This window comes from Clostridium manihotivorum, assembly GCF_004015185.1.
In the GTDB taxonomy this organism is placed as follows: Bacteria; Bacillota; Clostridia; order Clostridiales; family Clostridiaceae; genus Clostridium_AR; species Clostridium_AR manihotivorum.
In genome coordinates this window covers 4,413,615-4,427,485 of record NZ_CP025746.1, presented here as the reverse complement: position 1 = coordinate 4,427,485, position 13,871 = coordinate 4,413,615, and the positions used below count along the sequence as shown (strand labels likewise).

The window sequence follows — 13,871 nt, the reverse complement described above, 5'->3', positions numbered from 1 at the left end:
TATAATTAAATAAGAAACTATGATACTGAAAATCTATTAGGATATTGGAGTCTTAGTGTATTTAATAATTATATCACTTTTATGGGATAAATTAACATGTACATGGAGAAATTATACACAAGTATATAACAATGCTACTAGTAAGAAGATGTTGTATAATTACTAAAAGTTTATTAATATACAAATTTGTGAAAGTTTACTATAATGTACTTATTGGAGGATTGAATATGGATACTGAGAAGAGAGTGTATGAAACACTGGATTTATTAGAAATTAAATATTATAAGCATGAACATATTCCTGTATATACCATTGAAGATGCTGATAAATTGGAGATTGACTTAAAAGGAATGCTGTGTAAGAACTTATTCCTTAGAAATAGAAAAGGCGACATTCATTATCTTATAATATTAGATGAGAACAAAAGGCTTGATTTGAAAGAGCTAGCAAAGCAAATTGGTAGTTCAAGTTTATCTTTTGCTTCAGAGTATAGGTTATTTAGGTATTTAGGGTTAGCACCAGGCTCTGTAAGTCCTTTTGGTTTGATAAATGATAAAGAAAAAGAAGTTATTGTTTTGATGGATAGAGACATAGCTAGCGCAGAGATAGTGAATTTTCATCCTAATGTAAACAATGTAACCTTAGAGCTTTCTTATGATGACTTTGAAAAGTTTATAAGATGGCAAAAGAATCAATATTCTTTTGTTGATATATAAGAAGAGTTTTTACTTATTTTAGTTATAAATATTCAGTTTAAGAGATGAGGATAGATTATGTTATTGGATGATAAAATAAAAAAATGTGAATTAGAGTATACAAAAGTTTTTTGTACCATGTATGAAAAGAAAAACGTAATTAGATTTAGAGATGATTACTTAAAGGACATGTATTATCATAATTACACCTACCTAAATAATGATATTACTCCTTACGAACTCAAGCCGATTATAGATGAAGAGATTTTGTTTAGAAAAGAAGAAAGATGTAACTATTGCAACTTTATAATGGATTTAACAATTGATAGTTCTATGGAAAATCTATTAGAAATTAAGCCTTCAATATCAAGAAATGGATATTACCTTTTTGACGTAGCTTCTTTTGAAGCGTTGAAAGATCGAAAGGACTGTATTATAAAAAAGGTGATAAATCAACCATTGGTTGAAGATAATTTGTTCTGTGATTTACAGCATGATGAGGAGGCACTAGGAAGAGATTTCTGCGAAAGAAGAGATTACAGAAGAGGTAAGATATATGTTTCAGCGGAAGGGGTTAATTCATATAACTGTTATCATGATGGTACTATAGTAGGAAAGTGTGATATGTTTATTCATGATGGAGTAGCAAAGATAGAAGACTTTGCTGTTATACCGATATATCAGCGTAAAGGGTATGGTACAACTATACTTAAATATCTGATTAATGTAGCAATAGAGGCACAGTGTCACACAATATATTTAGTTGCAGATGAGGAAGATACTCCTAAAGAAATGTACTTAAGAATAGGTTTTACAAAAGTAGGGGATAGGACTGATCTTTTATTTAGGTTTTGATGTGAGATAGTTTTAATAGACTTTTTTCATAGTGAAATAAACTCAATAATGGACATAAAACTTTCCGTTTAATAATAGTAGAAGGTGGTTTTTTTGGCATATATTATAGAAACTTGTTCAAGTTGTGGAAATCAAGTAAATATGAGTGTTGCTCAAACTTTTTGGAAAGGGAGAGTTGATACACATGCAAGCTACTTTTGTGGTAAATGTGGAAATTTAACTGAAATTGATTGGATGAATGATGAACCTGAACAAAAAATAAAGAGAGCTATATTGGCTCAAGATGGAGTTTGGTCGCTAGAAATAAGAAATCAAGATAAAAATAGAGTTTTAATTATAAGAACATTAAAAGCTGAGTTAAATCTAGGGATGGATAAAATAAAGAACATTCTACAAAATTTTGATAACCTCAAGTTAAATGGGACACATGCAGAAATGGAAAAAATGGCGTATGTTTTTTCAAAGTGTGGTGTAATGACATACATAGAAAGAATACAATGAGTGGCATAAAGAATACTATATGATGTAATAAAGGCAACCTATGTTGGGTTGCCTTTTAATTTTACAATATGTTTAAGAATACTGATGAAGTTAAGTTTTATGCAGTAGATGACATATTAATTCTTTGTTTAGGTACACTAAAGTATGAGATGGCTAACAATTATCTCAATATACTAATGCAATTTGTATGATTTTAATATAAAGTGCAAAATTCTCACTATACTACTTTAAAATATAGGAAACCAACTGCTCAAAGACTTCTGTTCTTTAAACCCTCTTTTAATGTACATGTTGTAGGCCAAGGTATTTTTAGTAATAACTATTAATCCTATTTCATCTGCATTTTTCTTGTTTAAAAAATCTATAGCAGTTTCTAAAAGCATTTTTCCATAGCCCTTTCCTCGGTAGCTTTTTTTTAATCCTAGGTCAAAGAGTGCCTTCCCATCTTTGACTTCAAACAAAAGGAATCCAGCAGCTTGTCCGTCTACTTCGGCTATGAAGTAACAATTATTATCGTCAGCATTTCTTATATATTCATCAACTTCTTCGATATATGTGGTTTTCCCATTAGGCGCCTCACTGAAGGCCTCATTATCAATATCTAAAAATACTTCTTTATTTTCTTCACAGAGAGGGATTAAATTTAGTGTTGGATAAAGAATTGATATGTCTTCTAAAACCATTTTTATTGCATAATAATCTTCAAAATAATTTAGTGAATTTAGTAGATTTACTATTTCAGAGTCTGCTATACCTAGGTAGAATTCTTTAGCCTTGTGAAGCTTTGCTAAAGTTTTTGCTGCTTCCACAATTTCCTTGATTGCTGAGGTTTTATCTTCAATATGATTGGAAACTGATAATTCAAAGCCGTAAGCTATAAATTTTATAGGACATTCCTTTAATAATACATTTAAGCTACTACAAATATCATTGTTTTTAAAGTTAAAAAGTATCCCTTCTCCAAAGTTGAAAAGGTCAGATTTGAAGGCTTTATCCATTTCTTCTATAGTTGAATATTTAATCTTATCCTTGTTTTGATATTCATAAACTCTTTTTATCTCTCGTTCGCTAAGTTCTAAATAATTTTTAATCATAAATACTGCTCCTTAATATTGTTAATAAGTTAATTTAATTGATAGTTATATAGGTATAAGGAACCAACCTCAACTATTAATTTATACATGCCTGATAATCCCCAGAAGCCGAGATTACCGAACATGCATAAATTAAGTTTTCGTAATGGAAACCTATATATGCCAATCCAAAGATCAGGAAAGATAGTATTAATAGTTAAAATGATTTCTGATATTTTTAGATTATAGAACTGGAATATCTGCAATAACAATATGTTTTTATAAAAACACAATCACATATATTATTTTATGGACAAATTATTATTTTGTCCACAAATAATTGGATTTTACTTCTAAATATTTATAAAGTTATCCGGCGAGGAGTGGGCGTGAATGGAGGTTTGAAAATATACCTAGAAAGTTATCAAAGAAAAAATAATTAAAGTAGATTTATAGGCATATTTATTGAAGTCACATATTAATATTAATAAGACACTAGAATTTATTTAAGATAGATGGCTTTATATTAACTTCATAATGAAAGTAAGAAGATAAATATTATGAACTACAAAGAAACCATGTATATTTTAAGTATTTTTTCAATATATATGTAGTGTTAATAATATATATAGGAGGGTATATCTTGGACAGCTTTAATATATATAAGGATATAGCTGAAAGAACCCAAGGAGACATTTACGTTGGTGTTGTTGGGCCTGTAAGAACTGGTAAGTCTACTTTCATTAAAAGATTCATGGATCTTATGGTAATACCAAAGATAGAAAATTCATATAAAAAAGAAAGGGCAAAGGATGAACTGCCACAGTCAGGTTCTGGAAAGAGTATTCATACCACTGAACCTAAATTCATACCAAATGAAGCTATAGAAATATCATTGGATGAAGGCTTAAAGTTTAAGGTAAGAATGGTTGATTGCGTAGGATACATCGTAAAGGGAGCTTTGGGCTACATGGAAGGTGAGCAACCTAAGATGGTTACTACTCCATGGTTTGATTACGAGATTCCTTTCGAAGATGCGGCAGAGATAGGAACAAGGAAGGTAATAACAGATCATTCCACAATAGGGCTTGTTATAACTACTGATGGAAGTATAACAGGAATACCTAGGGATGACTATGTTGAAGCTGAGGAAAGAGTAATTCAAGAATTAAAAACAATAGATAAGCCTTTTATAATTGTACTTAATACAACTAAGGTAAATGCCCCAGAGACTAAGGAGCTTAAGCTTCAACTTGAAGCAAAGTATAGTGTACCAGTTCAGATTATGGATGTATTATCCATGAAGGAAGAGGACATAACCAATTTATTCAAAAAAGTACTTAAGGAATTCCCAGTGAAAGAAATAAACATAGATATGCCAGAATGGATAGAAAAGTTAGATCCAGCTCACTGGTTGAAAGAGAATTTCTTAAACATAGTTAAGGATATGTGTAAAAACATATTTAAAGTTAGAGACATAAAGACTTGCTTGGATGGATATAGGGACGAGGATTTCATGGGAGTAACTGATATTGACGAAATGAACCTAGGCGATGGAACAGCAAGGATAAAGCTTAATCCAAAGCATGGTATTTTCTATAAGATACTTAGTGAACTATGCGGACATGATATAGCATCAGAAAGTGAACTTATGACTTTAATGAAAGACCTTAATGAAGCTAAGGTAGAATATGATAAAGTTTCAGATGCTTTGAAAGAAGTAAAAGAAACTGGTTATGGACTTGTTGCTCCTCAATTATCAGAGATGAAGTTTGAAGATCCAGAGTTTGTAAAGCAAGGTGGTAAGTACGTTGTTAAGCTTAAGGCTAGTGCTCCAAGCCTTCACTTTATAAAAGCAGATATTGAAACAGAGATTTCTCCTATAATGGGAACAGAAAAAGAAACAGAAGAGTTGTTCAAGTCTCTACTGGAACAGTTTGAAAGTGATCCAACAAAGCTATGGCAGAGTAACATGTTTGGTAAGTCTCTTGAAGTTCTTGTGAAAGAAGGTCTACAGAACAAGCTTTACAAGATGCCAGAAGATGTTCAGGTTAAGATTCAAAAGACCCTTCAGAAGATAATAAATGAAGGAAATGGCGGTCTTATCTGCATTATTCTATAGTTGAAAATTATAACCGATTACATTATTGAAGAGGTAATGTAATTGGTTATTTTTTCTTTAAACTAGATTATGAGAATTAGCCTTGTTAAAGCTCCTTTTGAAATCAGGTGACCAATTATAATAAAAGTTAAGGTTTGATTATAATTATAAATCTACTATTCCAAAACATATTATTTTTGTGATAAGTTTTATAAGTTGTTCTGAAGAAATTTTTATACCAGACTTTATCCAATATTGAATTATGCCAATCTGTCCAGAAATAAAATATTCTATAACGTACTGTTGCAACTCTCCTAAGTTATTATTTTTCAGTATAAATCTTCTGGTAAGGTTAGCTTTCATAAGGTTGCTAAGCTCGTCTTTAAAAGTTGGACGACTAAATTCTCCAAGTAAAGCAAGGAAATAGGTATAATTATTTTCAATGTACTCAAAAATAGGTCGGATTAGGATTGATAGTTCTTCAGGAGTTATAGTTAAAGTTTGTTCTGGTAATTTATTTGTCATTCCAGTTAAGTGGGAAATTATCTCATATTCAATTTCATCAAGCATTGAGTAAATATTCTCATAATAAATATAAAAGGTTCCTCTGTTTAAGTTTGCCGAGGAAGTTATTTCTTTTACACTTATTAAATCAAGTGGTTTTGTTTTATAAATTTCAATAAATGCTTGTCTTATTTTTCTTTTAGTAGTATTGCTTTCTTCAATAGTGATTCTACTCATAGTCAATTACCTCATTAGTTAATAATAAATATTTGATCAAAATATGTAATTATGTTAAAAGTATAACGATTTTTTATTAATATAACTTATTCCTGGAGATAAAATTTTGAAGTTAAATGTAAGTAAAACATCTCTTTAAAACGAATTGTAGTCTTAATGATAAAATTTATACTAAAATTCAACAAATTATATTAAAGATTAACAAAAGTTAGGTAAGTGTTCATTGTTAATCATAATCAGTATTGTATAATTATAGACATTGTATTTATTATACCAAATTTTATTTTTTATAGTAAACGACTTTATAATGATATTTTTATAACAAAGGGGAGATATTAATGAGTTTACCAAAGAAAATTTCTTTAATTTTTAACAGCTTGCTGATAGTAATCTTATTTTCTTGTTTAAGTTTTGTTTACATTACAAACAAAACTACGATGATTAAGCAAGAAGAGAGTAAGAGTTTGGCTGTAATACAGGCTATAGAGGCCTCGTTATATAAAGATGAGCCTACAGAAAATATTCAAAGAACATTGGATAATATAAAAAAATCAGACAATGACATAAAGGACTTTGATATTTATGACATAGATGGAGATTCTACTGACGTGGCCGCAATTGATAAAGGAAAGATAGGAAAAAAGGCAGATCCAGAAGATATAAAAGCCGCAAAAGAGGATAGGACTGTAACAATAGTAGAAGATGGAGTGATTGATGTTACTACACCAGTACATATAGATGGAAAAGTTAAATACGTTGCGGGAATTCAATTTTCATTGGATGATGAACTTGAAAATATTCATTCAATGCTTTTGAATCTTGTACTTATTGGCATTGGCTTTAATCTTTTTGGATACATAGTTATTTCAATTGTCACTAGAAAGTTTATATCTAAACCACTTAAAAAACTAGTTTCATTGTCAGACGAAATTGGCAGAGGCAATTTAGATGTTTCTTTTGGAAGAGAAGTAAATAGAAAAGACGAAATTGGAGATTTATCTAATTCCTTAAAAAATTCAGCGAATAATACAAGAGTTTTGGTAGAAGAAATCATAAGCAATTCTTCTGAATTAAATAGTGGTAGCTCGGAACTTGCTTATTCTGTGGGAAAAGTTGCTGAGGATTTAAAGGTAATAAACAGTTCTGTTAAGCAGATATCTGAGGTGATTGAAGAAAACAGTGCAGCAACAGAAGAGGCAAATAGTTATACTGAGGAGGTGGAATCAACTTCCTATGAAATATATGAAAAGGTTAAGAGTGGAAGCGAATCTGCAACAGAAATAAGAGAAAGAGCATTAAAGGTAAAGTCGCTTGCAACTGAATCTAAAAAAGAACTTGAAGTATTGTATAAGGAAAAGAGTAATCAGATAGTGAAGGCCATGGAAAATGTTAAGGTACTAGAGGAAATAGTACTAATGGCTGACACCATATCTTCTATAGCTAGTCAGACTAATCTTTTGGCACTAAATGCAGCTATCGAAGCAGCGAGAGCAGGAGAAGCTGGTAGGGGGTTTGCTGTGGTAGCAGATGAAGTAAGAAAACTTGCTGAGCAGTCTTCAGAAAGTGTATCTACGATACATAAGACCATTACAGATGTTAGAGAAGCCTTTGATAATTTATCGTTAAATACTGAGGATATATTAAAATTTATAAATGATAAGATTACTCCTGATTACGAAATGTTAGTTAACGTAGGGAATCAATATGAAGAGGATGCAGAACAGATCTTTAACCTATATGATTACTTATCAACTAGTATTAAACAGATTGTAGAGGCGGTACAGCAGACATCAAATACTATACAAGCAGTAGCCGCGTCTTCACAGCAAAGTGCTGAAAGTTCACAAGACATACTAAAAGTTATGAACGAAATATCTGCTTCTACGGATATAGTTGCGGAAACCTCTACTAAACAAGTGAAAATGGCAGAAAACTTAAGTGATATGGTTGGGAAGTTTAAAATATAAATGTGTAAAAATGCATTCTTTACAAAAGGATGCATTTTTAATTTTTCCGAAAACAATAATATATATTTGATTTAGGTATTCTTTGAAGTTATACCAGTTTAGTATGAAATCTATTTTGAATACTCATCTGTGTGGGGGGGAGGAGTATTTGAAAATGTAAGTTTTAGCGTTAAGTGGTGCATATGTATAGATTCTTAATAATATTCTACGTTAATAGCATAATTTAAAGGTATGTTTAGTTATGAAAAATAAAGCTAATAACTTGAGAATGGATAAATTTAATATTATAATTTCTAGAATAAGCTAAAAAGAAAGGCAGTGAATAGTGGCATATATGTAATAGATAGGAGTATCATATGCATATTTGCAGGTTACTTTTTCACAATATAGAGATATGAAGATAAATAATATAAGAGGAAATACATACTATATCGATACAGGAAGAACTTATATACCTTTTTATAAGGTAAATGAAAATGAAGTCATTTTGATGGATTCAGGTCTAGCAAATAGAGAAGGAAGGAATATAGATAAGATTCTAGAAGAAAGTCATTTTAAGGTTGTGGGTATCATATGTACGCATGCTCATTCTGATCATGTTGGAAACAATGATTATTTTAAAAGAAAATACAATAGTATCATCGCAATGCCTTCTTATGAAGCACTTATATGTAGTTCTTTGATAAATTTAAAGAGTTACTACAGCAATTTGACTTTTGAAGAGACTAAGGAAAGTTATTCCAATATGATTTGCCATACAGATATACTTATTTCAGAAGAAGATTCAGAGGTTGAAATCTGTGGAATTAGATTTAATATATATCATACTCCAGGCCATAGCGCTGAACATGTATGTATTATTACCCCTGATGACGTAGCTTATCTTGGAGATTGTCTTATAAGCTATGAACTTATGAGAGCTTCAAAGCTACCATACGCGTATATATTAAGTGAAGATTTGAAGAGTAAAGAAAAACTGTATTCTTTAAAAAGTAGCATTTATATCATAGCACATAAAGGAACTTATGAGGATATTTCTGAACTAATAGAAGCTAATATAGATTTTTATAAAAGTAAAGCAAATAAGATCTATGAAATTATAGAAGATAACATGTCACAAGAAGATATTTTAGAAGCTGTAATAAGAGAATTTAATATTACTATAAACAACAGGTATAAGTACGCTTTGATTGAAAGATTAACAAAGTCTTATATTGAATATCTATCAGAGCAGAAACTGATTAGTCCTATTCTTAAAGGTAATAGACTTGTTTTTATTCATTAGAAACTTATACTTTATATAAAGTTGGATATAAAGATGCTTGGATGGCTTAGATACATATGTAGAGGAAAGAATATTTAACTGATAAAGTAATGATATTTTAATAGGAAGTGGTAGATGTGAGTAAAGTTGTAAAAAGAGGTTATGTTCCTAGTGATGAAAAAGAATTTAGTATAGAAGCTATAGAAAAGTTAAATAAAGGAGCTAGAGATCTGTATTACCTTATTAACCAGGGGTATAATACAAAATCAGCATCAGTATTTGTGGGAAACCATTATTTGTTTTCAGAGAGACAAAGGATGGCATTAGCTAGGGCTATTTCCCCTAAAGAAAGTATAAATATTAGAAAAGACAAGGAAGTTTTAACTAATTTAAAAGGAGCTTCGGTTAATGCTGATGGTTTCAATACAATAATAACACTAGAGGTGGCTTTATCAGATTCCACTATAATCAAATGCATGGATGGAACCTTTAGAGATTTGGCTGGTCTAAGAGGAACCTATAGATTAATTGATAAAACAGAGCTTGCAATTGATCTAATAGGAGAAGCACTTGAAAATTTAGGTATAGCAAAAGTAAGCTTTTATCTAGATAGTCAGGTTTCAAATTCAGGCAAGCTAAAATTGAAAATATTAGAGTTATTAGACAAGTATAGTTTTGAAGTAGTGGTTGAAAATATAAATAATGTAGATTCAACCCTAGAAAAATTAGATTATGTTATTACCACAGATGCAATAATCCTTGATAAGTGCAGCAGCTGGATTAATTTGAACAAAAGAATTATAGAAGAAAACATAAAAACTGGATATATTATTGATTTTAGTAAGATAAGAGACTTAGAGTAGTTAGTAGAAGGTGTATTACTAATAAGGTTAAAAGAGCTACTTTTGAAATCATAGGATTGTTGAAAATAGCTTTTATATTTAATGGGGACAACTTTAAAAAGTGTACATTGTTAAATTTATAGTAAAATAAATTTTATCTATTTAAATATGAGCATATAATATGTTAAAGTAGTATTGTCGAAAAATAATACATAAAATTGTCATTTTAATAATAAGAGGAGTAGGTAAAATGTTTGAATGGAAATCAGAGTATGAACTTGGAATGGAAAAAATAGATGCTGAGCATAGAAAGCTTTTTGATATAGCCAACAAAGGTTATGAGCTTTTAGTGAACGACTTCTATGTAGACAAGTACGATAGAATAATGGACATAATAATTGAGCTTAAGGACTATGCACAGTTTCATTTCACTGCTGAAGAAGAGTATCTTGCAAGCATAGGCTATAAGAAATTATTTAGCCATAAGATTGAGCATGATTCTTTTATACAAAAGGTAAGTAACGTTAACTTAAACGATGTTGACTCAAATCAAGACAAATATGTACAAGACTTATTAGACTTCATAGTTATGTGGATAAAAGAACATATAATGGAGAAAGATAGAGAATACGTAAACGCAAAATAACATATTGTAATAATATTACTGATGACAAGATATTAAGTACTAAACTAATATATGAAAATACATATTACATATTATTAGGTGAATTTAGAATAAAAAACGCTAATGAAAATATCGTTAACGTCTTTTATTCTTAATGAACCGCAGGTTAAAATATAGTATTAGAATTAAGTGTTTAATCAGTTTATGCTCAAGCTTAAGTAAAAAATTAAGATGATATCTTTCTTATGCCATGGCTAAGAATGTAAACTAATTAGGCTATAACGGTACAGTTTTGATCTTTATTATACATATGTGTTTTATGAATCCTATATGTTTCAATTCTAGAAAAATAGAAAAGGGTATTCCAATAAAGAGTAAATATAGAGAATACGATGCCTATCAGAATTTCTTCACTTACCTTCAGAAAAGGCAGATGAGCAAAAAATTACTAATGAAGAACGTATTAGTAATTTTTAAAGCCATTCCATCTGAAAAATCATTTGATTCTAATAGCTTGCTCATAGTGCAGCTCCTTCATAACCACTTAATTTCAACAATATCCTTAATCATAGACATTATATTAAATAAGAGACTGCAAGCAATTTAAATTATATATGTATAATTAAACACTTAAAAACGCAGCTAATCAAAAAGCTCTAAAATAGATAATTAGTATTGGGGCAATTAAATCTTTTTATATCTTACATGATCAGCATCTTCGTTAACGACCACTATATTAGTATATAATCCTTCTTCAACTTCTTTATTAAATATAGCACCATCCTTTGCATGGTCGCTATTAGGTAATGTAGCTGATACTACATCTCTAAACTCAAAATGTTCTCCTTCATGTATTCCATTTAATTTCTCCATATCAACATGACTTTTTTGCATAGTTTCTTACCTCCATAATTTCTAGATACTTTCTTAGTTTGTCTATAATATGGGCTATATATGTATAAATGATGTATGATGTTTATGATGCTTTGGTTTAGATAAGTAGGTCTTTAAATAGTTAGCTTTAGATCTAAGTCTATTTATTATATAAAGATAAGTTAGGTTATAGGGATGATAATTAGTAAAAGTATAGTTCTACAATTAAACATAAACTATTAGCTCCCTATTGAAATTTATATTATCAAAAAGTCTCTGAAAAATTTATAAAGAGTAGCATGAAATTTGCAGAAAAATATGACTAGTCAATTATTATATGATAACATAACCAAGTGTATCAATTAGCGTAAAATCTCGAAATTCAGAGGAAAAGTAACTAATGGACAAGTATTTACCTCTTACAATACATTAGATTTATATTGAAGAATAGATATATGATATTATTAGTCATGTCGCTGGAACAGAAAGCGACAAAGCACAGAAATTTAAATTTAAGTTTTAAATTAAGATTTAAAAATAAATTTAAAAAGTATGTTGACAAAGAAATCTTACGGTGGTAAGATAAATGAGCTGTCAGAAATGCAGCAAAACAACTTGGTCTTTGAAAATTAAACAGAGTAAAATAAACAAAGTCTAAAACTAGACTTAAACCAGCAATTCTTTTGAAAAAAGACTTACTAAGTAAGTAAGCTATGATTGAACTTTAAATTGAGAGTTTGATCCTGGCTCAGGACGAACGCTGGCGGCGTGCCTAACACATGCAAGTCGAGCGGAGAAAGTTCTTCGGAACTTTCTTAGCGGCGGACGGGTGAGTAACACGTGGGTAACCTGCCTTATAGAGGGGGATAGCCTTCCGAAAGGAAGATTAATACCGCATAATATTTTCGTTTCGCATGAAATGAAAATCAAAGGAGCAATCCGCTATAAGATGGACCCGCGGCGCATTAGCTAGTTGGTGAGGTAATGGCTCACCAAGGCGACGATGCGTAGCCGACCTGAGAGGGTGATCGGCCACATTGGAACTGAGATACGGTCCAGACTCCTACGGGAGGCAGCAGTGGGGAATATTGCACAATGGGGAAACCCTGATGCGGCAACGCCGCGTGAGTGATGAAGGCCTTCGGGTTGTAAAGCTCTGTCTTTGGGGACGATAATGACGGTACCCAAGGAGGAAGCCACGGCTAACTACGTGCCAGCAGCCGCGGTAATACGTAGGTGGCAAGCGTTGTCCGGATTTACTGGGCGTAAAGGGAGCGTAGGTGGATGTTTAAGTGGGATGTGAAATACCTGGGCTTAACTTGGGTGCTGCATTCCAAACTGGATATCTAGAGTGCAGGAGAGGAAAGTGGAATTCCTAGTGTAGCGGTGAAATGCGTAGAGATTAGGAAGAACACCAGTGGCGAAGGCGACTTTCTGGACTGTAACTGACACTGAGGCTCGAAAGCGTGGGGAGCAAACAGGATTAGATACCCTGGTAGTCCACGCCGTAAACGATGGATACTAGGTGTGGGGGTTTCGATACCTCCGTGCCGCCGTTAACACAATAAGTATCCCGCCTGGGGAGTACGGTCGCAAGATTAAAACTCAAAGGAATTGACGGGGGCCCGCACAAGCAGCGGAGCATGTGGTTTAATTCGAAGCAACGCGAAGAACCTTACCTAGACTTGACATCTCCTGAATTACCCTTAATCGGGGAAGTCGGTACCTTTGGTATCGACAGGAAGACAGGTGGTGCATGGTTGTCGTCAGCTCGTGTCGTGAGATGTTGGGTTAAGTCCCGCAACGAGCGCAACCCTTATTGTTAGTTGCTACCATTTAGTTGAGCACTCTAGCGAGACTGCCCGGGTTAACCGGGAGGAAGGTGGGGATGACGTCAAATCATCATGCCCCCTTATGTCTAGGGGCTACACACGTGCTACAATGGCAAGTACAAAGAGACGCAAGACCGTGAGGTGGAGCAAATCTCAAAAACTTGTCCCAATTCGGATTGTAGGCTGAAACTCGCCTACATGAAGCCGGAGTTGCTAGTAATCGCGAATCAGCATGTCGCGGTGAATACGTTCCCGGGCCTTGTACACACCGCCCGTCACACCATGAGAGTTGGCAATACCCGAAGTCTGTGAGCTAACCCGTAAGGGAGGCAGCAGCCGAAGGTAGGGTCAGCGATTGGGGTGAAGTCGTAACAAGGTAGCCGTAGGAGAACCTGCGGCTGGATCACCTCCTTTCTATGGAGAAATTATTAAGCACTGATGCATTTCAGACTTAATATACACGAATTCTGGTTGTTATTTACTCTGTTTAATTTTGAGATAC

13 protein-coding genes and 1 rRNA gene are annotated in these 13,871 nt (G+C 32.1%); 11 read left to right on the top strand and 3 right to left on the bottom strand.

Features of this window, described 5'->3' with window-relative positions; translation table 11 throughout:
• Positions 1-221 precede the first annotated feature (221 nt).
• From C1I91_RS19910 to C1I91_RS29465, 4 genes are all read left to right on the top strand, one after another.
• Complete coding sequence (locus tag C1I91_RS19910; RefSeq protein ID WP_128216052.1) at positions 222-716, top strand: prolyl-tRNA synthetase associated domain-containing protein; 495 nt, start codon at positions 222-224, stop codon at positions 714-716.
• A 57-nt stretch (positions 717-773) separates the two neighbouring features.
• On the top strand, positions 774-1,550 hold the full coding sequence (locus tag C1I91_RS19905; RefSeq protein ID WP_128214437.1) for a GNAT family N-acetyltransferase: 777 nt from the start codon (positions 774-776) through the stop codon (positions 1,548-1,550).
• Between the two features lie 93 nt (positions 1,551-1,643).
• Positions 1,644-2,051, top strand: coding sequence for a hypothetical protein (locus C1I91_RS19900; protein WP_128214436.1), 408 nt, complete (start codon positions 1,644-1,646; stop codon positions 2,049-2,051).
• 68 nt (positions 2,052-2,119) lie between these two features.
• The gene (locus C1I91_RS29465; protein ID WP_275051630.1) at positions 2,120-2,242 is read left to right on the top strand and encodes a hypothetical protein; all 123 of its coding nucleotides are present in this window, start codon (positions 2,120-2,122) and stop codon (positions 2,240-2,242) included.
• Between the two features lie 36 nt (positions 2,243-2,278).
• Here C1I91_RS29465 and C1I91_RS19895 read toward each other — a convergent pair whose 3' ends face one another.
• Complete coding sequence (locus tag C1I91_RS19895; protein ID WP_128214435.1) at positions 2,279-3,145, bottom strand: GNAT family N-acetyltransferase; 867 nt, start codon at positions 3,143-3,145, stop codon at positions 2,279-2,281.
• 622 nt (positions 3,146-3,767) lie between these two features.
• On the opposite strand from C1I91_RS19895, the gene spoIVA reads away from it, so the two are divergent.
• On the top strand, positions 3,768-5,246 hold the full coding sequence (gene spoIVA, locus C1I91_RS19890) for a stage IV sporulation protein A (protein ID WP_128214434.1): 1,479 nt from the start codon (positions 3,768-3,770) through the stop codon (positions 5,244-5,246).
• Between the two features lie 144 nt (positions 5,247-5,390).
• On the opposite strand, the gene C1I91_RS19885 is transcribed toward spoIVA, so the two are convergent.
• Positions 5,391-5,966 carry a TetR-like C-terminal domain-containing protein gene (locus C1I91_RS19885; RefSeq protein ID WP_128214433.1) on the bottom strand — a complete coding sequence of 192 codons (576 nt, stop codon included), beginning with the start codon at positions 5,964-5,966 and terminating at the stop codon, positions 5,391-5,393.
• A 338-nt stretch (positions 5,967-6,304) separates the two neighbouring features.
• Between C1I91_RS19885 and C1I91_RS19880 the strand changes: the two genes are divergently transcribed.
• From C1I91_RS19880 to C1I91_RS19860, 5 genes are all read left to right on the top strand, one after another.
• On the top strand, positions 6,305-7,933 hold the full coding sequence (locus C1I91_RS19880) for a methyl-accepting chemotaxis protein (protein ID WP_128214432.1): 1,629 nt from the start codon (positions 6,305-6,307) through the stop codon (positions 7,931-7,933).
• Between the two features lie 394 nt (positions 7,934-8,327).
• Positions 8,328-9,218 carry an MBL fold metallo-hydrolase gene (locus C1I91_RS19875; protein WP_128214431.1) on the top strand — a complete coding sequence of 297 codons (891 nt, stop codon included), beginning with the start codon at positions 8,328-8,330 and terminating at the stop codon, positions 9,216-9,218.
• A 116-nt stretch (positions 9,219-9,334) separates the two neighbouring features.
• Positions 9,335-10,060: a DUF434 domain-containing protein gene (locus C1I91_RS19870; protein WP_128214430.1), complete on the top strand. Its 726-nt coding sequence runs from the start codon at positions 9,335-9,337 to the stop codon at positions 10,058-10,060.
• Between the two features lie 229 nt (positions 10,061-10,289).
• Positions 10,290-10,685 (top strand): bacteriohemerythrin, encoded by a 396-nt coding sequence (locus C1I91_RS19865; protein ID WP_128214429.1) that lies wholly within the window; start codon positions 10,290-10,292, stop codon positions 10,683-10,685.
• A 289-nt stretch (positions 10,686-10,974) separates the two neighbouring features.
• Positions 10,975-11,271 carry a hypothetical protein gene (locus C1I91_RS19860; RefSeq protein WP_128214428.1) on the top strand — a complete coding sequence of 99 codons (297 nt, stop codon included), beginning with the start codon at positions 10,975-10,977 and terminating at the stop codon, positions 11,269-11,271.
• Between the two features lie 77 nt (positions 11,272-11,348).
• Here the strand turns inward: C1I91_RS19860 and C1I91_RS19855 are convergent, their stop codons facing one another.
• Positions 11,349-11,558, bottom strand: coding sequence for a hypothetical protein (locus C1I91_RS19855; RefSeq protein ID WP_128214427.1), 210 nt, complete (start codon positions 11,556-11,558; stop codon positions 11,349-11,351).
• A 704-nt stretch (positions 11,559-12,262) separates the two neighbouring features.
• On the opposite strand from C1I91_RS19855, the gene C1I91_RS19850 reads away from it, so the two are divergent.
• Positions 12,263-13,783 (top strand): 16S ribosomal RNA (locus C1I91_RS19850).
• Positions 13,784-13,871 lie beyond the last annotated feature (88 nt).